Origin of the sequence: Rhodococcus sp. NPDC057529 (assembly GCF_042802055.1) — a bacterium.
In the GTDB taxonomy this organism is placed as follows: domain Bacteria; phylum Actinomycetota; class Actinomycetes; order Mycobacteriales; family Mycobacteriaceae; genus Rhodococcus_F.
In genome coordinates, this window is the sequence record NZ_JBHVEY010000012.1 from 1 (window position 1) to 20756 (window position 20756).

The window sequence follows — 20756 nt, forward strand, 5'->3', positions numbered from 1 at the left end:
AGTCCGGAGATGCTCATCGCCGCACGCGCCCTGCTCGGCATCGCCGGGGCGACCCTGGCACCGTCGACGCTCGGCCTGATCAGCACGATGTTCCGCGACGCCCGGCAGCGGTCGGTGGCGATCGGACTGTGGATGATCGGATTCATGGGCGGCGCCGCCGCCGGACCCGTCGTCGGCGGTTTCATGCTCGAGCACTTCTGGTGGGGTTCGGTGTTCCTCCTCGGTGTGCCGGCGATGGTCCTGCTGCTCGTCCTCGGCCCGATTCTGCTGCCCGAGGAACGCGACCGGGCGGCAGGTCGCGTCGACCTGACCAGCGTCGCCCTGTCGCTCGCCGCGATCCTGCCCGCGGTGTTCGGGCTTAAGGAGTTCGCCAGTCACGGCTGGGCCACGACCTCCGCTCTCGCAGTGGTCGTCGGTGTCGCGTTCGGGTGGGTCTTCGTGCGCAGGCAGAGGCGCCTCGACGACCCGCTCGTCGATCTGACGCTCTTCCGCAACCGTGCGTTCACGACCGTCGTGATCAGCATGATGCTCGTGACCGTCATCGGATCGCTGATGTTCTTCACCGCCCAGTTCCTGCAACTCGTCGCCGGTCTCACACCGCTGCAGGCGGGCTTCGCGATGCTGCCGGCGGCGCTCGCGGCGATCGTGAGTTTCGGTGGGGCTCCGCTACTCGCGCAACGCGTCCGGCCGGCGTTCGCGATCTCCGGCGGCATGGTCGTCGCCGCGGCGGGATGCTTCCTCTACACGCACGCCGACGCGGACGGCGGGCTGGTCGCGATCATCGCCGGACTGGCGGGCGTGAACCTCGGATGCGGGCCGCTCGTCACGCTCGGCACCGGGATCGTCGTCGGCTCGGTGCCCAGCGCGAAAGCCGGTTCGGCGGCCGCGATGTCCGAGACGAGTGCCGAGTTCGGATACGCCATCGGGCTCGCCGTCGTGGGCAGTCTCGGCGCGCTCGTGTACCGCACCCAGCTGGCCATCGCCCCGGACGTTCCCGGTGAGCTGGCGGACGGGGCGCGTGAAAGCCTTGCCGGCGCCGCGAATTCGGCGGCGCAACTCGGTCCAGGCGGCGCCGCGCTGCTCGACTCCGCCCGCGAGGCCTTCACCTCCAGCGTCCACGTCGTCGGGTGGGTCGCCGCCGCGATCGCGTTGCTGGTCGCCGTCGTCGACGCCGTGTACTTCCGGCATCTGCCGCCGATCGTCTCCGGCACGGACGAGGAAGCGGCGTCCGGGCGTCAGTTCAGCCGCACCCCGCCTGCGAGGAGCATGGTCCGCAGGACGAACGCCGCCTCGGGGCCGATGATCTCCCCGACCAGGGTGAGGTAGCGGTCCACGTATTCCGGTCCGTGCGGCGCGACCGTCGGGTAATCGGGATCGGACGGGTCGAGGTGGTGGGCGATCTCGTGCAGCACCACCAGTTCGCGGAACGCCCAGGCGCTGCCGTTCCGGTGCTCGGGTACCGCGATTGTCGCGCAATCGCTTTCGTAGTGCGCGGCCTTGTTGCCCGACCTCGCCCGGACGTGGATCGGGGTGGCCGCCCGCGTCCACGTGGATCGCACCCAGTTCAGGGCGAGCACCCGGTCGACGTAGTCCTGCACCGAATCGATGGACGCGAACTTGCGTTCCACCGGCAGCGTCACCTGCGACCCCAGGACGTCGACGACCCTCAGCCCGCGTTCGTCGGCGCGGTCGAACATGGTGCGCACCAACGCCTCCGCGTCGTACACGGCGGTGCGCTGAGTGTCGCGGGGCCGCTTCACGACGGGATCTGCCTGCGCGCGACAGGCAGTTCGGGGAAGTTGCTCAACCGGGCGGTCCGGGCGGCGCGATCCCCCGCCCGCTGTGCACTCGACGAATGTCCGGCGGACGCCCGGCCGCCGCGCCACGTGCCGCGGGCCTGCGAGTTCTCCGAGTAGTAGTCCTTCAGTTCGAGCTGCTTGTCGCGCAGGACCAGCGCCGTCTCCGCCGACGACTCCGGCACCGACACCGCCTGCTCCTCGGCCTCCTTCTTGGCGTCGGCGAGGCGCTGCCCGATCCGCGCGGCGTAGGCCAGCTGAAAGTTCAACCGGGCGGTGACGCCGGCGACGGGGCGTCGCACCCGCGTCGCGACCCGGCGGCGTCCACGCGTCTCGACCCGCGTCCGGACCGTCGTCTCGTCGCGGTACTCGCCGGACTTGATGTAGGCGTCCGACGCCCGGACCATCTGGATCAGCAGGCTCGCGTACAGGGCCTCGCAGACGTCGATGTCGCCGGCGAACCCGTACGCGTAGATGACGGCCGACGTCTGGGCGATGTCGCACTGTACGTCGTTGGCGGCGGCGATCACCAGGAACAGCTGCGCGTACGTGCGCAGACCCTTCTTGCCGGGTTCACCGATCGTGATCAGCCGTTGCGTGGGCGTCGCCCGCTTCTCCCGGCCCGCCGCGTGGGCGCGCGCCACCGCGAGGTCGATCGAGGAGGCGGTGGCGAGCCGCTGGGCCGCCGCCATGAAGGCCTCGCCCTCGTGCGGGTTGTCGGTGGATTCCGCCTGTCGGAGGAGCCCGCCGATGCGGGTCAGCATCTTGTCGGAACTCACCAGGGCAGGCTATCGCCCGTGCGCGGTTGACGAGTCCTGACACTCCTCAACCGCGCACGGGCGGCGCAGCCGCCACGCCCCCGTTTCATGACGGCGTTCATCCCCAGCTGTGGAGAAACCTGTACATGAAATGCGACCAACATGATTCGGACCGAGGGGAATTCGTACCGGACCAACCCACAGGTGAGTGAGAAAGTGTGTCAACAGGTACATTCTCACGCACCTGAGCGCGGCGCCGGGTAGAAGGGACTTCGACGTTCATGGCCACAGTGACCTATGACGGTGCCACCTGCCTGTTCCCCGGCTCGGACAAGCCGGCCGTCGACACGCTCGACCTGAAGATCGAGGACGGCGAGTTCCTGGTCCTCGTCGGCCCGTCCGGCTGCGGCAAGTCGACGTCGCTGCGGATGCTGGCCGGGCTCGAGGACGTCCACAGCGGGCGGATCCTCATCGGTGACCGCGACGTCACCACGCAGGAACCCAAGGAACGCGACATCGCGATGGTGTTCCAGAACTATGCGCTGTACCCGCACATGTCGGTGGCCGAGAACATGGGTTTCGCGCTCAAGCTCGCCGGCGCCGCGAAGGACGACATCCGCACACGCGTCGAGGAGACGGCGAAACTCCTCGACCTCGAGCCGTACCTGGACCGCAAGCCGAAGGCGCTGTCCGGCGGTCAGCGGCAGCGCGTCGCGATGGGCCGCGCCATCGTCCGGCAGCCGCAGGTGTTCCTGATGGACGAGCCGCTGTCCAACCTCGACGCCAAGCTCCGGGTGCAGACGCGCACCCAGATCGCGCAGCTGCAGCGGCGCCTCGAGACGACGATGGTGTACGTGACGCACGACCAGGTCGAGGCCATGACCATGGGTGATCGGGTGGCCGTGCTGAAGGACGGGGTGCTGCAGCAGTGCGCGTCGCCGCGCGACCTCTACAACCGGCCGGCGAACGTGTTCGTCGCCGGTTTCATGGGGTCGCCGTCGATGAACCTCTTCACGCTGCCGATCACTCCGGACGGGGTGCTGCTCGGCGACGCGACCATCCCGCTGCCCCGGCAGCTGCGTTCCGACACGGACGAGCGTCAGGTGGTCGTCGGGATCCGCCCGGAGCACCTGGAACTGTCGACCACCGGCATCCCGATGGAGGTGGCGGTGGTGGAGGAACTCGGATCCGACGCCTACATCTACGGCCGCAGCACCGTCAACGGGGAGACGCAGCAGTTGGTGGCCCGGGCCGACTGGCGGAACCCGCCCCGCAAGGGTGACCTGGTGAAACTGCACGTCGACCCGTCGCAGGTGCACCTGTTCTCGGCGTCCGAGGGCTACCGGCTCAGCTGATCGCGGCGTCTCCTGACCGATTCAGGTCGGGGGTAATGCCGGACTTCGACGGTGTTCCATGCCACAGTATGTTCCGACGCCGCAGCGGTGCCGCGAAATCTCGTCGCACCGTGGCGGGGTTCATCCACCTTTACCCACGGGGAGACTCCATGGTTCAGATTTCGAGAGCGGTCCGGCGCGCCGCGGTGTTTGCCACCGCCGCCTCGCTGGTCACGCTCACCGCTTGCTCGAGCGACAGCGGCAGCGATTCCACGTCGGAGAACCTCGACGGTCGCGGACCCATCACGTACGTCGAGGGCAAGGACACCACCGAGACCGGTGTCGTCCGCCAGATCATCGACGCATGGAACGCCGAGCACCCGGACGAGCAGGTGACGTTCAAGGAGCAGTCGAACGACGCCGATCAGGCGCACGACGACCTGGTCCAGCACCTGCAGGCCAAGCAGTCCGACTACGACGTCGTCGCACTCGACGTCCCCTGGACCGCGGAGTTCGCGGCGAAGGGCTGGCTGCAGCCGCTGACCGGCGAGTTCGCGGTGGACAACACCGGAATCCTCCCCGCCACGGTCGACAGCGCCACCTACAACGGCACCCAGTACGCGGCGCCGAAGAACACCAACGGCGGCCTGCTGTACTACCGCAGCGACCTGCTGCCCGCCGCACCGAAGACGTGGACCGAGCTGGCCGCCGCGTGTGAGGTCGCGAAGACCAACAACATCGACTGCTACGCCGGTCAGTTCGCACCGTACGAGGGCCTGACGGTGAACACCGCCGAGGTCATCAACGCCTACGGCGGCTCGTTCGTCGGTGAAGACGGCAAGACCCCCACGGTCGACAGCCCCGAGGCCCGCGCCGGTCTGCAGGTGCTGGTCGACAACTTCAAGAACGGCGACATCCCGGCGCAGGACACCACGTTCAAGGAGCCCGAGAGCCAGAAGGCGTTCGAGGACGGCAAGTCGCTGTTCCTGCGCAACTGGCCGTACGTGTACGGCACCGCCGACAAGGATTCGTCCGCGGTCAAGGGCAAGTACGCGGTCGCCCCGCTGCCCGGCAAGGACGGCATCGGCGCCTCGACGCTCGGCGGCTACAACGCGGCCATCAGCGCGTACTCCGAGAACAAGGCGACGGCCCGCGACTTCCTGACCTTCCTGCAGGGTGAGCAGGCGCAGCGGATCATCGCCATGGGCTCGCTGCCGCCGGTCCGCGCCGCACTGTACGACGACCCGGAGATCATCGCGGCGTTCCCGTTCATGCCGACGCTGAAGGTGTCGATCGAGAACGCCGTCCCCCGCCCGGTCACGCCGTTCTACCCGGCGGTGTCGAAGGCCGTGCAGGACAACGCCTACGCTGCCATCAAGGGTGAGAAGTCGGTGGATCAGGCGATCACGGACATGCAGTCCGGTATCCAGTCCGCAGGCTCGTAGAGCACAGGAGTGAACATGGCCGTTCCGACTGGGACCACCAGTGGAGCGCCGGCCCGCACCGCGGCCGGGGGTTCCGACCCCGGCCGCGGTTCGCGTGAGAAGAGCGTGAACACGCGAAGCTCCGGGCTGAGCGGTCGTCGCGCGTGGATGTTGATCGTCCCGACGCTCGTCGTGCTGGCCGTCGTCATCGGCTACCCGGTGGTCCGGGCAGTGGTGATGTCGTTCCAGAAGGACGCGGGACTCGATCCGTCGACCGGCATGTTCGTCGAGGGCGGCTGGGCCGGACTCACCAATTACACGCACTGGATTCTGCAGCAGTGCACGTCCCCGAGCGGGGTGGCGATGGCGTGCCCGCCCGGCACGCTCGGTTCCCAGTTCTGGTCGGCCGTCGGGAACACCGCGTTCTTCACGGTCGTCACGGTGACTCTCGAGGTCGCGATCGGCCTGTGGATGGCGATCATCATGGGCAAGACGTTCAAGGGCCGCGCCCTGCTGCGCGCCGCGGTCCTGATCCCGTGGGCCATCCCGACCGCGGTCACCGCCAAACTCTGGTACTTCATCTTCGCCTACGACGGCATCGCCAACCGCCTCCTCGGCACCGAGATCCTGTGGACGTCGGACGCCTGGCCGGCCCGGTTCGCGGTGATCATCTCGGACGTCTGGAAGACCACCCCGTTCATGGCCCTGCTGATCCTCGCCGGCCTGCAGATGATCCCGCAGGACGTGTACGAGGCGGCGCGCGTCGACGGCGCCTCCGCCTGGCAGCGGTTCCGGCAGATCACGCTCCCGCTGGTGAAGCCGGCGCTGATGGTCGCGATCCTGTTCCGCACGATGGACGCCCTGCGCATGTACGACCTGCCCGCCATCCTGACCGGCGGCAACCCGGCCACCACGACGGTGTCGATCCTCGTCGTCGACCAGGTGCGGCAAGGGTTCAACAGCGCGTCCGCACTCTCGACCATCACGTTCCTCCTGATCTTCGCGGTGGCATTCGTGCTCGTGAAGTTCCTCGGCGCCAACGCCGTCGAAACTCAGGAAGCCCAGCGAAAGGGGCCGAAGCCGTGACCCACCGCGCCCCGGAACTCGAACTCCCGAGCAAACCCCCCGCCCGCAACCGTCCGACGCGGCTCGCGTTCAAGAACTCCCGCATCTACATCGGTGTCGCGATCATCCTGGTCTGGGGGCTCGCGCCGTTCTACTGGATGATGGTGACGGCGTTCCGCGACCCGGACTACACGTTCGACACCACCCCGTGGCCCACACACGTCACGCTCGAGAACTTCCAGAACGCACTGTCGACGAGCAGCGGCAACAACTTCACCCGCGCCGTCGTCAACAGCATGATCATCGGCGGAATCACCACGGTCATTGCCCTGGCCGTCGGCATCTTCACCGCCTACGCGCTGGCCCGCATCGAGTTCCGGTTCAAGTACGTGGTGGTCGGCATCGTGCTCGGGGCGTCGATGTTCCCCGTCGTCGCCCTGGTCACCCCGCTGTTCCAGCTGTTCACGAACATCGGCTGGATCGGCACGTACCAGGCGATGATCATCCCGAACATCTCGTTCGTCCTGCCGCTCACCATCTACACGCTGACGTCGTTCTTCAAGGAACTTCCCTGGGAACTCGAGGAGGCGGCCCGCATCGACGGCGCCAGCCGCGGTCAGGCGTTCCGGCTGGTGATGCTGCCGCTCGCGGCGCCGGCCCTGTTCACCACAGCTATCCTCGCGTTCATCGCGACCGTCAACGAGTACCTGCTGGCCAGCCAGCTCTCCAGCGACGCCACCGAACCCGTCACGGTCGCGATCGCCCGGTTCTCCGGCAACGACCCGCACGTCGTGCCGTATGCGGCGATCATGGCGGCGGGCACGATCGTCACCATTCCGCTGGTGATCATGGTGCTGCTGTTCCAGCGGCGCATCGTGTCGGGCCTGACGGCCGGCGGCGTGAAGAGTTGACGGTCGAGCGGAGCGAGGGAATGTGACGGAGCGCGGGATGCATCCGGTGGCGAAGCGGCAGCGGCTCGAGGTTCTGATCGGGATCCTCGGGTTCTTCACGGTGATGGCGTTCGTCGCCGCGGTCGTCGAGGTGTTCCGCGGCGACCCCGGTGTCACTCCCGCGCTGGTGTTGCTCGGGTGTTTGGTGCTGTCGGGGCTGGCGATCACCGCCCGGAAGCGGGTGCGCTGAAACAGTCCGGTCGGTACGGATAGTTGCTGGGCGATAGCGCGCCGCACGCCACGTCCAGGGTCGTTCACATAACATACGTACGGGTGGGTGCGACGATCCTCCGTGACCGGATAACTGACCGGGAGTGTGTAAGTGAGTTCTGGCAACGACGCGACGGACAATCGTGCCTCCGATCCGGGAGACACACCGCCCGCAGACGACGGTTCGGCCGAGACGACCACCCCACCACCGGACGGGAAGAAGAAGCGCACCCGCTGGCGTACGGTCCGCCGGGTGAGCCTGGTCGTGATCGCGTTGCTGCTGGTCATCCCGCTCGTCGTCTTCCTGGTCAGTTACATTCGCGCCGAGGTCCCGCGGCCGTCGGACATGAAGACCAACCAGGTGGCGACCGTCTTCGCCGCCGACGGCACCACCGAGCTGACCAAGGTGATCCCGCCGGAGGGTAACCGCACCGAGATCGCGCTCGACGCCATCCCCCAGCACGTCCGCGATGCCGTCCTGTCGGCGGAGGACCGCAACTTCTACTCCAACCCCGGGTTCTCTGTCACCGGTTTCATGCGCGCCGCCCGCGACAACGTCCTCGGCAAGGAAAGCGCGGGTGGCGGGTCGACGATCACGCAGCAGTACGTCAAGAACGTGCTGGTCGGCGCGGACCGCAACGTGTACCGCAAGATGCGGGAACTCGTGATCTCCACCAAGATGGCCCGCGAGTGGTCCAAGGACGAGATCCTCGCCGCCTACCTCAACACCATCTACTTCGGTCGCGGCGCGTACGGCATCGAGGCGGCGTCGCGCGCGTACTTCGACAAGCCGGTCGCCGACCTCACCGTCGCCGAAGGCGCGGTGCTCGCCTCGGTGATCCAGAGTCCGTCGTACCTAGACCCGGAAGCGAATCTCGACCAGTTGCAGGCGCGGTGGAACTACGTGCTCGACGGCATGGTCTCGATGGGTGTGCTGAGTCAGCAGGATCGCGGTGCCGCGGAGTTCCCGGTCACGGCGCCGTCCAACCGGCCCACCGACGCCAACTCCGCGCCCGGCCCCGACGGCCTGATCCGCAACCAGGTGCTGCGCGAGTTGTCGGATGCGGGGATCTCCGAGCAGACCCTCAACACGGAGGGCCTGCAGATCACCACCACGATCGATCCGAAGGCGCAGCAGTCCGCGATCGACGCCGTCCACGACAACCTGGAGGGTGAGGATCCGGCGCTGCGGACCGCGGTCGTGTCCATCGACCCGCGCACCGGCGGTGTGCGCGCGTATTACGGCGGCGAGGACGGCGCCGGCTTCGACTACGCGCAGGCGCCGCTGCAGACGGGGTCGTCGTTCAAGGTCTTCGGCCTGGCCGCCGCTCTCGATCAGGGCATCCCCCTGTCGGCCCGGTTCAGCAGTGCTCCGCTGACCGTCGGCAGTGTGCAGATCGGCAACGTCGAGGGCGAATCCTGCGGCACGTGCACCATCGCGGAGGCGACGAAGCGGTCGCTGAACACGAGCTTCTACCGGTTGATGATGTCGATGGACAACGGCCCGCAGGCCATCGCCGACGCCGCCCACAAGGCGGGCATCCCGGACTTCATTCCCGGGGTGCAGGGCAAGACGCTCAGTGAGAACGGCGGCGAACCGGAGGGCGGCATCGTCCTCGGCCAGTACCTGTCGCGACCGATCGACATGGCGTCCGCGTATGCGACGCTCGCGGCATCCGGGGTGTATCACCAGCCGTATTTCGTGCAGCGCGTGGTGACCGCCGACGGTGTCGTGCTCCTCGACCGGGCGCCCAGCCCCGGCGAGCAGCGACTCGACGCGGCCGTCGCCGACAACATCAGCCAGGCACTGATGCCGATCGCCTCGTACTCGCGGGGCCACGCGCTGGCGGGGGGACGCCCGTCCGCGGCGAAGACCGGCACGGCGCAACTCGGCGACACCGGTGAGAACAAGGACGCCTGGATGGTCGGCTACACGCCGTCGCTGTCGACGGCGGTGTGGATCGGTAAGGCCGACGCCACCGCCATCAACAACAGCTGGGGCGGGCTGATCTACGGTTCGGGTCTGCCGTCGGACATCTGGAAGGACACGATGGACGGCGCACTCGACGACACCGATTGGGAAGACTTCCCGTGGCCAGACCCGATCGGCGGTCAGGCCGGCGTGCCGACGTGGAGCGGTCAAACCGGTGGCGACGGAACGACTCCCGGTACCAGCGGGGCCGTCCCGCCACCCGGCGCGCCCACACCCGCACCCGTCGAGGTTCCGCCCCCGGCGGCCGTCCCGGTGCCGCCTGTTCCGCCGGTGCCTGCACCCGTCCCGGCGCCGACCCAGATCGAAATCCTGCCGGGCGTCATCATCCCGTTGCCGGGTTAGCCGAGGTTCTGGAACCCGCCTCGCGGCGGAGTTCGGTGCGGCAGCACCACAACTCGCAGCGCGGCGCGGAGGCTTTCCTTCGTCTTCGCCCACGCCCTCGCCTCGTCCTCGCACATGTCGGCCTCTTCGGGTTCCTCCTCGCGGGCGAGTTCGGCGTTGTGACGCCACTCGATCTCCTGCTCGGAGCACAGGCGGAGGAATTCGAGGATGGTGTCGCGGTCGCGTCCGCAGATTTCCGCGACGTCGTCGGGGTCGAGGCCGCTCTCGGAGTCGAGGTGGATCAGGGTCACGAGGGCGGCGGGGAACTCGTCCGCGCATTCGTGTTCGGCGGACGCGGCGGTGGCGTCGGGTGTGGAATTGAGTTTGCCGCCAAGCCTTTCGGCGAACGCGTCGTCGACGGTGTCCACGAAATGCTCGAACATCCGGAACACCGACACCAGGTGATCGGCGACGAACGGTGATCCGTCGACGCGCATGACGGCGACCACGTTGTCGACGATGAGCAGGAACTTGATGTCGGGCCACTGGCGGTTGAGGTCGGCGAGCGCCTCCGCCGTGCGCGTGCGGTCGCTGATCGTGTGGACCACGCGCGCGAACACCTCGACCCGGGCGTCCTCCTCGATGACCCGCACATACGTGGGGAGGTCGCCGACCCACACGAGGATGTCGCCGTCCGCGTCCTTGCCCGGCTCCTGTTCGAGCATGGCCTCGACCGCGGCGTCGACACGGTCGCGCAATCCGGTGCCGTCGCGCAGCTGAGCGGGGACGTCGGCGGTACCGAACTCGGCGGTCTCGTCCCGGCCGCCGGTGATCGCCTTCAGGAACGAGGGGTGCAGAAGGTCCCAGATCTCCCGGAACACGGCGACGGTCATCGACGCCAGCAGGTGGGCGTCCTCCCGGTCGGCGTCGAGGTAGTACGACGCGGAACCGTTGCCCTGATCGGCGTGCTCGCACAGGTCGGGGCGGTTCCAGCCGAGTTCGATCAGCCGATCGTGCTCCTCCGCGGTGAGTGCCCGCGCCGGGTGCAGGAAGCGGTTGGACGGTACCTCGCACCGCACCTTGTCGCCGGCCCAGGCGAAGAACCGCACACACGCGGCGGTCTCGACGAGGCCCTCGTCGACGCTGTCGTACTGCGACTGCAGCACCAGTTCGTCGTCGTCCTCCATCGCGTGCACGTAGCCGGTCAGACGGTCCTGGAGCTCGGTCCAGGCGTCGTCGATCTCGCGATCGAAAGTGTTGTCGGACATCACGCCTCCCTCGATGAATCCTGGGTGTCACCGTAGAGGGAGGGTCTGACAAGAAGTCGAACACAAAGGCGAATGCACCTTTCGTCGCCGTGAAGACGACGAAAGGTGCATTCGCCGGGAGCTGAGCGACCTATGTGCCCGGGAGCTGAGCGACCTATGTGCTCGGTAAAGCTGGATTACTCCGCGTCGATGATGAACGCCTCGAGCTCGGCGCGAGCCTTGTCGTCCGCCATCTGGACCGGCGGGGACTTCATCAGGTACGCGGACGCCGGGTAGACGGGTCCGCCGATGCCGCGGTCCTTGGCGATCTTGGCTGCGCGGACGGCGTCGATGATGATGCCTGCCGAGTTCGGGGAGTCCCAGACCTCGAGCTTGTACTCCAGGTTCAGCGGAACGTCACCGAACGCGCGGCCCTCGAGGCGGACGTACGCCCACTTGCGGTCGTCGAGCCAGCCGACGTGGTCCGACGGGCCGATGTGCACGTTGCCCGGGCCGAGGTCGCGGGTCAGGTTCGACGTCACGGCCTGCGTCTTGGAGATCTTCTTCGACTCCAGGCGGTCGCGCTCGAGCATGTTCTTGAAGTCCATGTTGCCGCCGACGTTCAGCTGCATCGTGCGGTCGAGCTGCACGCCGCGGTCTTCGAACAGCTTCGCCATCACGCGGTGGGTGATGGTGGCGCCGACCTGCGACTTGATGTCGTCACCGACGATCGGGACGCCGGCGTCCTTGAACTTCGCGGCCCACTCGGGGTCGGACGCGATGAAGACGGGCAGGGCGTTGACGAACGCGACACCCGCGTCGATGGCGCACTGGGCGTAGAACTTGTCGGCGTCCTCGGAACCCACGGGCAGGTACGAGACCAGCACGTCGACCTTGGCGTCCTTCAGAGCCTTGACGACGTCGACGGGCTCGGCCTCGGAGATCTCGATGGTCTCGGCGTAGTACTTGCCGATGCCGTCGAGGGTGGGGCCGCGGAGCACCGGAACGTCGGCCGGCGGGACGTCGGCGATCTTGATGGTGTTGTTCTCGCTGGCGAAGATGGCCTCGGACAGGTCGAATCCGACCTTCTTGGCGTCGACGTCGAACGCGGCGACGAACTGCACGTCGCGCACGTGGTACTTGCCGAACTTGACGTGCATGAGGCCGGGAACGGTCGCCGTCTCGTCGGCGTCCTTGTAGTACTGCACGCCCTGAACCAAGGACGAGGCACAGTTCCCCACGCCCACAATGGCTACGCGCACCGCGGTGCTGTTCTCACCCATGGTCGGGTTCTCCTTCTTTCTTAGGTGTTGCTGTCGATTGCTCGGCGGCGATCAGCTCGTTGAGCCAGCGCACTTCACGCTCACTGGATTCGAGGCCGAGCTGGTGGAGCTGCTTGGTGTAGCGATCCAGCGTGCCGCTCGCTCTGCCGATCGCGTCTCGAAGCCCCTCCCGGCGCTCCTCGACCTGGCGTCGTCTGCCCTCGAGAATCCGCATCCGCGCCTCGGCGGGGGTGCGGCTGAAGAAGGCGAGATGAACGCCGAATCCATCGTCGGTGTAGTTCTGCGGACCCGTGTCGGCGACCAGTTCCTTGAACCGCTCCTTGCCGATCGGCGTGAGCTGGTAGACGCGGCGGGCGCGACGCTTGACGGTCCCCGGAGGACCTGCGTCCTCGGCGATCAAACCGTCGGCCTGCATGCGTCGGAGCGTCGGGTAGAGGGAACCGTACGAGAAGGCGCGAAAAGCACCCAGGAGTCCCGTCAACCGTTTGCGTAGCTCGTATCCGTGCATGGGTGACTCGTGGAGCAGCCCGAGAATTGCCAATTCGAGCATGTCCACCCCCTGAGTCGCCCGACCTAACCGTGTGATGCGATTCAAAACTATATCGCACCGATATATAGGACGATACGCCCGCTCGATACATGGGACAAGCCGTCACAGGTTGTCGACCCTGGTCCGGGCACGCGGAAGCGCCGACGATGTTGCGAGGGGGCGGGACAGTCGCCCGGACGCTCAGTCCTCGTACGGGTAGATGTCGAACGGCTCGCCGTCGAATCCGACGACCATGTGCCCGCTGTCGCCGTCGGCGTTCTTCACGTGGATGGAGATGGTCGGCGGTCCGTCGTCGGAGCCGGGTTCGTAGCCGAAGGACACGATCTCTACCGCGCCGTCGGGGACGCGCAGGGTTTCGGGTGCCCCGGCGAGCAGTCCGGCGATCGCGACCTGGTCGACGGTGCCGAGGTCGAAGGACCTTTCGTCGGCGGCGCGGCTGGAGGAACTGCCCCAGTCGTCGAACTCGCCGTCGTAGAGGTAGGAATCGGACTGCCTCGCGTTGCCGGACGCAGGCCGGTCGACGACGGCGTGTTCCGGGTAGAGGCCGACGTCGTCGGCGACGGTGTCGCCGTACTCGGCGCGGTACTCCTCGAGGAAGAAGTGCAGGCCCGCGCCGGTGGTCAGATTCGGCACCGATTTCGACGGGCCGAGGTCGCTGTTCGCGATGGCTCCGGCGATGCCGCCGACGGCGGCCGCGGCGACAACGACGATCGCCGCGTACACCCATCGCCGGGGCGATCGGCGGCGGCGCGGCGACACGACGGGGCTGGCCGCGAGGCGGCTGGGGATCTGCAGATCCCCGATCAGGCGTTCGAGTTCGTCGAACGTCTTCGCCCGCATCGCCGTGGAGGTGCGGGCGGCGTGTTCCGAGGCGGACAGTTGACCGTCGGCGAGGGCGGCGTCGAGCAGCCCGCACGCGTCGGCGCGGTCGGAGTCGCGGGCGCGGATACCGGCGAGTGTGGTCCTGGGCATCTGCGTCCTATCGGCCGAAGGGGCGGACGCTCAGAGGTTCACCGGACGGGGTGAGTTCCATGTATCCGCTCTCGCTGAACTCGTTGTTCACGTAGATCGACACGGTGGGGCCGGCGCTGTCGGTCTGGAACGAGATGTGACTGACTTTTCCGTCGGGGACGTTCAGGCTCACCGGAGCGCCCGCGACCGTTCCGCCGATCCTGTCCAGGTTCAGCGTCGTCAGGTCGAACACGGGGGTGTCGACCTTCCGGGTGGTCGGGGTTCCGGAGGGGGTGAACCCGCCGCGGTAGTCGTAGCTCACCATCCGGTTCGGTTCGAGTGGGAGTGCGCGTTCGAGGCTGGCGTGGCCGCCCTCGTAGAGGGTGAGGTCGTCGACGATCAGGTCGCCGAACTTGGCGCGGTACCGGTCGAGGAACACCGTCATGCCCTCGGGGGACACGGGGTTCGGGGTCTCGACGACCAGCGGTTCGACGGCATCGAAATCGATCTGTTGCGCGACGGGCGTCACGGTGGCCTCTGCGTCGTCGCCGTCGGCGAGGGTGAAGGCGCCGACCGCCGCCACGACGGCGACCGCGGCGACGGCGAGCGGAAACCAGGGCCTGGCGGTGTCGCGCGGGGGCCGGGCGTCCGGCGGAGCGTCGGCGGGCCGCTGCAGGTCACCGACCAGAACGTCCAGGTCGGCCAGGGTGCGGGCCTCCGAGGCGAGTTCGGACATCGCGCGGTGCTCGGCCTTGGTGATCTGGCCGTCGCCGAACGCGGCGTCGAGCAGTGCGGACGTGTTGGCTCGATCGACGTCACGTGCCCGCGTGTTCGGCGGGTATCGGCTGGCCACCCGAGGATCTTAGAGCTAGTTCGCGGGATTCACCTGCCACACGTCGCCGCCGAGGGTCGCTCGCAGGTAGCCGCCGCCGGTCCGGGCCTTGTCGTAGACGTACACGTTGATGGCGGGTCCCTTGCCGCCGTCGGCGAGGAGGACGTGCCCGATGCTGCCGTCCGGGACGCCGACCAGCCGCGGTGCGTCGGCGATGAGCGCGACGAGTGCGGGGACGTCGACCTGGGCGAGGTCGACCTCGCCGGTTCCGGGGAGGCGCTGCGTGCGGATGCCCGACGCCTTGAATCCGCCGCGGAAGTCGTACCGGTCGACCTTGTCGGGGGCGTCGAGCGCCGTCCGAGACAGGATCGCGTACTGGTCGTACAACCCCAGTTCGTGGACGGTGAGGTCGCCGAACTTCTGCCGGTACTGCTCGAAGAGGGCGCGGATCCCGTCCTGGGTGAGGGGCTGCGCCGCTCCTACGATGATCGGCTCGACGGCGGGCACCGCGACCTCCGGCTGGACCAGGGGCTTCTCGACCTGCGCCGGGACCGGTGTGACGACGGGGTCCGGGCGGTCCTGCCCGGTGAGCGCGAGACCGATCGCGCCGACCGCGATCACCGCCCCGCACGCGACCGCGATCTGCAGCGCGCGGCGGGGTGATCCCGGGGTCCGGACGGGTGCCTGTTCCGTGACCGCCGAGGGCAGCTGCAGGTCGTTGATCAGCAGGTTCAGCTCGGCCAGGGTCTTCGCGGACAGGGCCTGGGCGGACCGGTCGTGGTACTCGGCGGCGCCGAGCTGGCCGTCGGCGTACGCGGCGTCGAGTCGGCTGCACGCGTTGACCCGGTCGAGGTCACGTGCGCGAGTGTGCGAGGACGGTCCTGAGGCCACATCGGCATCGTAGTGCGGTAACCGTGTTTGACCAGCGTCACTCGACCGACCCCTTCTCTCCGAACGCGACGCACGTACTCTGGTCTCCGTGCGGATACAGCGGCAGGTGGTGGACTATGCGCTTCAGCGCCGGTCTCTCCTGGCCGAGGTCTACTCGGGCAGGACGGGTGTCAAGGAGGTCTGCGACGCCAGCCCCTACCTGCTTCGTGCCGCAAAGTTCCACGGCAAGGGCAGTGACGTGGTGTGCCCGATCTGCCGTAAGGAGCAGTTGACTCTGGTTTCCTGGGTCTTCGGCGACAAGTTGGGCCCGGTGTCGGGTTCGGCTCGTACGGCCGAGGAGTTGGTGCGTCTTGCGTCCACTCAGGAGGAGTTCTCGGTTCACGTGGTCGAGGTGTGCCGGACATGCAGCTGGAACCATTTGGTTCAGTCCTATGTTCTCGGTACCGTGCCCGCACCGAAACGGCCCAGGCGGTCGTCGCCACGGCCTCGGCCTCCGAGCCGTCGCACCGCGAGCGAGTAGACACGCCCGAACACGGACGCGGGCCGAAGAATGCCCACAGACGTAACGCAGGACTGAAGCCGGTCCACAACCACTGGAGATTTGTACGTGAGTTCCCCCCGCAGCAACGCCCCGGGTGATCGACCGAACGGACCGAGACGACCGAGTGGCCCCCCGCCACAGGGACGCCCCGGAGGTCCACCACCCCGCGGCGGACAGCCTGCGGGTGGTCCCCCGCCGGGCCGATCGGGCGGCCCCCAACCGCGACGGATGCCGCCTCCGCCCCCGCAGGGTGGTGGCCGGCCCCCCGGCCCGCCGCCGCGTCGTCCCGGCCCGCCGCCGCAGGGTGGGGGCAGGCCGCCCGGTCCCCCGCCGCGCCGTCCCGGTCCCCCGCCCGGACGTCCCGCGGGTGCGCCCCCGGTGGCGCGTAACCAGTCGGGCCCCGGTGGGCGCCCGCCCGGACCGCCGCCGTCGAACGGTCGCAAGACCGGTGGCGGCCGCGGTGGCGAACCGCCGAAGGGTGGAAAGAAGACGGCTGTGAAGAAGTCGCGCTGGAAGATCGTGCGCCGGACGGCGTACGCGTGTGTCGCGCTGGGTCTGATCATCCCGATCCTGCTGTTCATGGCGGCCTACGTCGTCCAGGACGTTCCGCGTCCCGGCGACCTCAAGACCAACCAGGTCGCCACGATCTACGCGTCGGACGGCACGTCGGTGCTGAGCAAGGTGGTGCCGCCGGAGGGCAACCGCACCGAGGTGACGCTCGACCAGATCCCGAAGCACACCCGCGACGCGGTGCTCGCGGCCGAGGACCGGGACTTCTACTCGAACCCCGGCTTCTCGATCGGCGGTTTCGCGCGTGCCGCCCGCGACAACGTGCTGGGCAAGGACAGCGCCGGCGGTGGCTCGACCATCACGCAGCAGTACGTGAAGAAGACGATGGTCGGTTCCGAGCGTTCGCTGACGCGAAAGATGAAGGAACTCGTCATCTCGTCGAAGATGGCCCGTGAGTGGTCCAAGGACGACATCCTCGCCGCGTACCTGAACACCATCTACTTCGGGCGTGGTGCGTACGGCATCGCGGCCGCGTCGAAGGCGTACTTCAACAAGCCCGTCGACCAGTTGACGGTCGAGGAGAGCGCGGTGCTGGCGTCGTCGATCCAGCTGCCGTCGCTGCTCGACCCGGAGACCAACCCGGAGGGCGCGCAGGCGCGCTGGAACTACGTGCTCGACGGCATGGTGTCGGCGGGAACGCTGCAGCAGTCGGCGCGGTCGGTGATGCAGTACCCGCCGTACGTGCCGATCGCTCAGGTCGACAACGGCAACCAGGATTCCGGACCGGAGGGCCTGATCAAGAACCAGGTCCTGCGGGAGCTGGGCGAGGCGGGGATCAGCGAGCAGCTGCTCAACACCGAGGGCCTCGAGATCACCACCACCATCGACCCGGTCGCCCAGGCGGCGGCCGTGGATTCGGTCCGCTCGAACATGGAGGGTGAGCCCGAGAACCTGCGCACCGGTGTCGTGTCGGTCGACCCGAAGACCGGCGCGGTGCGGGCGTACTACGGCGGCGAGGACGGAGGCGGCTACGACTTCGCGAACGCCGGCCTGCAGACCGGTTCGTCGTTCAAGGTGTTCGGTCTCGCCGCGGCCCTCGACCAGGGCATCCCGCTGTCGCAGATGTACGACAGCTCGGAGCTGACGGTCAACGGCATCACCATCAGCAACGTCGAGGGCGAGGGTTGCGGCACCTGCACCATCGCCGAGGCGCTGAAGCGGTCGCTGAACACCAGCTTCTACCGTCAGGAACTCGAACTCGACGGTGGACCGCAGGCGATTGCCGACATGGCCCACAAGGCGGGCATCCCGAAGGAGATCCCCGGTGTCGGGCCGTCGCTGACCGAGCCGGACGGCAGCGGGCCGAACAACGGCATCGTGCTCGGCCAGTACCAGTCGCGGGTCCTGGACATGGCGTCGTCGTACGCCACGCTCGCCGCGTCGGGCACCTACCACGCGCCGCACTTCGTGCAGAAGGTCGTCAGCGCGGACGGCACGGTGCTGCTCGACCGCGGCGGCGACACCGGTGAGGACCGCATCGACAAGGACGTCGCCGACAACGTGACGTCGGCGATGGAGCCGATCGCCGGGTACTCGCGTGGACACAATCTGGCAGGCGGACGCCCGTCGGCCGCGAAGACCGGTACCGCACAGCTCGGTGACACCGGGAAGAACAAGGACGCCTGGATGGTCGGGTACACCCCGTCGCTGTCCACGGCGGTGTGGGTCGGCACCACCGACGGTCAGGCGCTGGAGAACAGCGGCGGCGCCATGATCTACGGTTCCGGTCTGCCGTCCGACATCTGGAAGGACACGATGGACGGCGCCCTCGAGGGCACCGACGTCGAGAAGTTCCCGAAGCCGGGTGCGATCGGTGGTCAGTCGGGTGTCCCGGCGTATTCGGCGCCCGCACCGACCAAGACGTCGGCACCGCCGTCGAGCACGTTCCAGTTGCCGACGGAACTCGTGCCGCCGGTGGTCGTGACGCCGTCGCCGGTGGAGATCCTGCCCGGCATCACCATCCCGATCCCGGGACTGGCACCGCGGCAGACCACCCCGGCCCCGGCCGTCCCGGCGGAACCGGAGACGACGACGCCGCCGAACGCCGGTAACGGCAACGGCCAGCAGCAGGTTCCGACCCGTTAACGGCGACCGGTAGCCTCGCGGAGTGGCCGACAACCGTGACGCGTACGCCGTCCGAGACGCGGGCGAGACGGATTTCGTCTCGCCCGCGCCGCTGGCGAAGGATCGGCGTTCCGCGGATTGGCGGGACCTTCCGGGCCGCACCGACCCGCTGACCGCCGATCTGTCCGGCGTGATCGGCGGTCCGGTCGGACGGCACGCGGTCGTCGGACGCAGTCGGTTCTTCACGCCGATGCGCGCCATCCTGTTGCTGGCGATCGTGTTTCTCGCGCTCGGCTGGTTCGCGAAGGCACCGTGCATCCAGCAGGCTCCCGTCGGTGAGAACGGTGCGCTCGGGCTCGACTGGAGCGGCAGCAGGCAGTACGTCGCGATGTGTTACTCGGACACGGTGCCGCTGTACGGGGCGGAACGGTTGAACGAGGGCGCGTTCCCGTACAAGAAGTGGTGGGAAGAGACCGCAGGCAACGGCCAGATCCAGCGCCGCTACATGGAATACCCGGTGATCTCCGGGCTCTACCAGTACGGCGCGATGACGATCGCGAAGTCGTGGGATGCGGTGCACTGGTTGCCCGGTGCCTTGCAGGTCGCGATCTATTTCAACGTCGTCGCACTCGGTCTGGCGCTGGCCTGGCTGGTCACCGTCTGGGCGAGTGCGCTGCTGGCCGGACGCCGGATCTGGGACGCCGCGCTGATCGCCGCGTCCCCACTCGTGATCGTGCACGCGTTCACGAATTTCGATCCCCTCGCAACGGCTTTCGCCGCGGGCGGGCTGCTTGCGTGGTCACGGAAACGGCCGGTGCTCGCCGGGATCCTGCTCGGTCTCGGTGGTGCCGCCAAGCTGTATCCGCTGCTGCTCCTCGGACCCCTGCTGGTGCTGTGCCTGCGCACGGGCCGGGTGCGGGACTGGTCGGTGACGGCACTGACCGGGGTCGGAGCGTGGATCGCGGTGAATCTGCCGATCGCCGTGCTGTTCCCGCGCGGCTGGGCCGAGTTCTTCCGGCTCAATTCCGAACGCGGCGCCGACCCCGACTCCGTCTACAACGTCATCTCCTCGTTCACGGGCTGGAAAGGATTCGACGGCATCCTGGCGGCCGGTCAGGCGCCCACCGTGCTCAATGCGGTGTCGTTCCTGCTGTTCGCGCTCGTGTGCGTCGGGATCGGGTACGTCGCGCTGACGGCGCCGAGACGGCCGCGGCTCACCCAACTGTGCTTCCTGCTGGTCGCGGGTTTCCTCCTCACCAACAAGGTGTGGAGCCCGCAGTATTCGCTGTGGCTCGTACCGCTGGCCGTGCTCGCGTTCCCGCACCGGCGGATCCTGCTGGCGTGGATGACGATCGACGCACTCGTGTGGGTGCCGCGCATGTTCTACTACCTCGGCGTGGCCGACAAGGGGCTCCCCGAGCAGTGGTTCACCGCCGCGGTGGTGGTCCGCGACGTCGCGGTCGTGGTCATCTGCGCCCTGATCCTCCGCCAGATCTACCGGCCCGGCGAGGACCTCGTGCGGTACGGCTTCATCGACGATCCGGCGGGCGGGGTGCTCAACCAGGCGCCCGATGCGCAGCCGCGGTGGCTGCCTGCCTGGCTGTGCCCGCGGCCACCGGTAGAAGCGGCTCCCGCGCACGGTGTTTCGCCAGGCTAGGGCTTGGACAACACCAGCGCCGCCCCGACCGCGAACACGGCGATCGAGACGCCGAGGGCGATCGCGCGGATCGACCACTGGCGGGCGTCGGCGGCGGCGCGCACCGACAGGTCGTACTCGCCGCGCTCCCACAGCCGGTGGACGGTGAGCGCACGCAGAAGAGCGACGATGCCGAACGGCACGAACGCGACAATCGCAAGAACGGCGAGCGGCAGACTGCTGGCCGGCGGCGGTGCCAGCGGCCCGCGGTAGTCCGCCCCGGTGTCCTGCTGCTGCGACGTCATGCGTTGCCTCCCCGTGGTGGTGCCCACGCACCGTG

At 68.3% G+C, this 20756-nt stretch carries 19 protein-coding genes; 10 read left to right on the plus strand and 9 right to left on the minus strand.

What is annotated here, in order from left to right:
* Window positions 1-1326: MFS transporter (locus tag ACFU5V_RS23510; protein WP_378702336.1), on the plus strand; the 1326-nt coding region annotated here is incomplete at its 5' end.
* Here the strand turns inward: ACFU5V_RS23510 and ACFU5V_RS23515 are convergent.
* On the minus strand, window positions 1236-1760 hold the full coding sequence (locus ACFU5V_RS23515) for a TIGR04338 family metallohydrolase (protein WP_378439088.1): 525 nt from the start codon (window positions 1758-1760) through the stop codon (window positions 1236-1238). The two genes, ACFU5V_RS23510 and ACFU5V_RS23515, sit on opposite strands and share 91 nt — an antisense overlap.
* Window positions 1757-2575: a DUF2786 domain-containing protein gene (locus ACFU5V_RS23520; RefSeq protein WP_378702338.1), complete on the minus strand. Its 819-nt coding sequence runs from the start codon at window positions 2573-2575 to the stop codon at window positions 1757-1759. The genes ACFU5V_RS23515 and ACFU5V_RS23520 overlap by 4 nt, the downstream gene beginning before the upstream one ends.
* A 260-nt stretch (window positions 2576-2835) precedes the next feature.
* On the opposite strand from ACFU5V_RS23520, the gene ACFU5V_RS23525 reads away from it, so the two are divergent.
* The 6 genes from ACFU5V_RS23525 to ACFU5V_RS23550 all read left to right on the plus strand — a co-directional run bounded on the left by ACFU5V_RS23525 (window position 2836) and on the right by ACFU5V_RS23550 (window position 9872).
* Complete coding sequence (locus tag ACFU5V_RS23525; RefSeq protein WP_087555586.1) at window positions 2836-3909, plus strand: ABC transporter ATP-binding protein; 1074 nt, start codon at window positions 2836-2838, stop codon at window positions 3907-3909.
* Between the two features lie 149 nt (window positions 3910-4058).
* A complete protein-coding gene (locus ACFU5V_RS23530) occupies window positions 4059-5333 on the plus strand; it encodes an ABC transporter substrate-binding protein (protein WP_072945193.1) in 1275 nt (424 codons plus the stop codon).
* 15 nt (window positions 5334-5348) lie between these two features.
* On the plus strand, window positions 5349-6398 hold the full coding sequence (locus ACFU5V_RS23535) for a carbohydrate ABC transporter permease (RefSeq protein WP_378702340.1): 1050 nt from the start codon (window positions 5349-5351) through the stop codon (window positions 6396-6398).
* Window positions 6395-7288, plus strand: a complete 894-nt coding sequence (locus ACFU5V_RS23540) for a carbohydrate ABC transporter permease (protein ID WP_087555589.1) — start codon at window positions 6395-6397, stop codon at window positions 7286-7288. Before ACFU5V_RS23535 ends, ACFU5V_RS23540 begins: the two co-directional genes overlap by 4 nt.
* Window positions 7289-7325: 37 nt before the next feature.
* Window positions 7326-7517 (plus strand): hypothetical protein, encoded by a 192-nt coding sequence (locus ACFU5V_RS23545; RefSeq protein ID WP_095861518.1) that lies wholly within the window; start codon window positions 7326-7328, stop codon window positions 7515-7517.
* A gap of 132 nt (window positions 7518-7649) precedes the next feature.
* The gene (locus tag ACFU5V_RS23550) at window positions 7650-9872 is read left to right on the plus strand and encodes a transglycosylase domain-containing protein (RefSeq protein WP_378702342.1); all 2223 of its coding nucleotides are present in this window, start codon (window positions 7650-7652) and stop codon (window positions 9870-9872) included.
* Here the strand turns inward: ACFU5V_RS23550 and ACFU5V_RS23555 are convergent.
* From ACFU5V_RS23555 to ACFU5V_RS23580, 6 genes are all read right to left on the minus strand, one after another.
* Complete coding sequence (locus tag ACFU5V_RS23555; protein ID WP_378702344.1) at window positions 9869-11119, minus strand: hypothetical protein; 1251 nt, start codon at window positions 11117-11119, stop codon at window positions 9869-9871. The genes ACFU5V_RS23550 and ACFU5V_RS23555 overlap by 4 nt on opposite strands.
* A gap of 176 nt (window positions 11120-11295) precedes the next feature.
* Entirely contained in the window at window positions 11296-12381 is a 1086-nt protein-coding gene (locus ACFU5V_RS23560; protein ID WP_012690438.1) for an inositol-3-phosphate synthase, read from the minus strand.
* Window positions 12374-12931 (minus strand): PadR family transcriptional regulator, encoded by a 558-nt coding sequence (locus ACFU5V_RS23565; RefSeq protein ID WP_012690437.1) that lies wholly within the window; start codon window positions 12929-12931, stop codon window positions 12374-12376. The genes ACFU5V_RS23560 and ACFU5V_RS23565 overlap by 8 nt, the downstream gene beginning before the upstream one ends.
* A 180-nt stretch (window positions 12932-13111) precedes the next feature.
* Window positions 13112-13903: a DUF1707 domain-containing protein gene (locus tag ACFU5V_RS23570; RefSeq protein ID WP_378702347.1), complete on the minus strand. Its 792-nt coding sequence runs from the start codon at window positions 13901-13903 to the stop codon at window positions 13112-13114.
* 7 nt (window positions 13904-13910) lie between these two features.
* Window positions 13911-14735, minus strand: a complete 825-nt coding sequence (locus tag ACFU5V_RS23575) for a DUF1707 domain-containing protein (RefSeq protein ID WP_378702349.1) — start codon at window positions 14733-14735, stop codon at window positions 13911-13913.
* 15 nt (window positions 14736-14750) lie between these two features.
* Entirely contained in the window at window positions 14751-15605 is an 855-nt protein-coding gene (locus tag ACFU5V_RS23580) for a DUF1707 domain-containing protein (RefSeq protein ID WP_378702351.1), read from the minus strand.
* Window positions 15606-15693: 88 nt separating this feature from the next.
* On the opposite strand from ACFU5V_RS23580, the gene ACFU5V_RS23585 reads away from it, so the two are divergent.
* The 3 genes from ACFU5V_RS23585 (at window position 15694) to ACFU5V_RS23595 (ending at window position 20437) form a co-directional block, all read left to right on the plus strand.
* Complete coding sequence (locus ACFU5V_RS23585) at window positions 15694-16125, plus strand: DUF5318 domain-containing protein (RefSeq protein WP_072947293.1); 432 nt, start codon at window positions 15694-15696, stop codon at window positions 16123-16125.
* A 399-nt stretch (window positions 16126-16524) separates the two neighbouring features.
* Window positions 16525-18801, plus strand: coding sequence for a transglycosylase domain-containing protein (locus tag ACFU5V_RS23590; RefSeq protein WP_378702353.1), 2277 nt, complete (start codon window positions 16525-16527; stop codon window positions 18799-18801).
* 22 nt (window positions 18802-18823) lie between these two features.
* A complete protein-coding gene (locus ACFU5V_RS23595) occupies window positions 18824-20437 on the plus strand; it encodes a glycosyltransferase family 87 protein (protein ID WP_378702355.1) in 1614 nt (537 codons plus the stop codon).
* Here ACFU5V_RS23595 and ACFU5V_RS23600 read toward each other — a convergent pair.
* Window positions 20434-20721 carry a CD225/dispanin family protein gene (locus ACFU5V_RS23600; protein ID WP_276136924.1) on the minus strand — a complete coding sequence of 96 codons (288 nt, stop codon included), beginning with the start codon at window positions 20719-20721 and terminating at the stop codon, window positions 20434-20436. The two genes, ACFU5V_RS23595 and ACFU5V_RS23600, sit on opposite strands and share 4 nt — an antisense overlap.
* Between the last annotated feature and the right edge of the window lie 35 nt (window positions 20722-20756).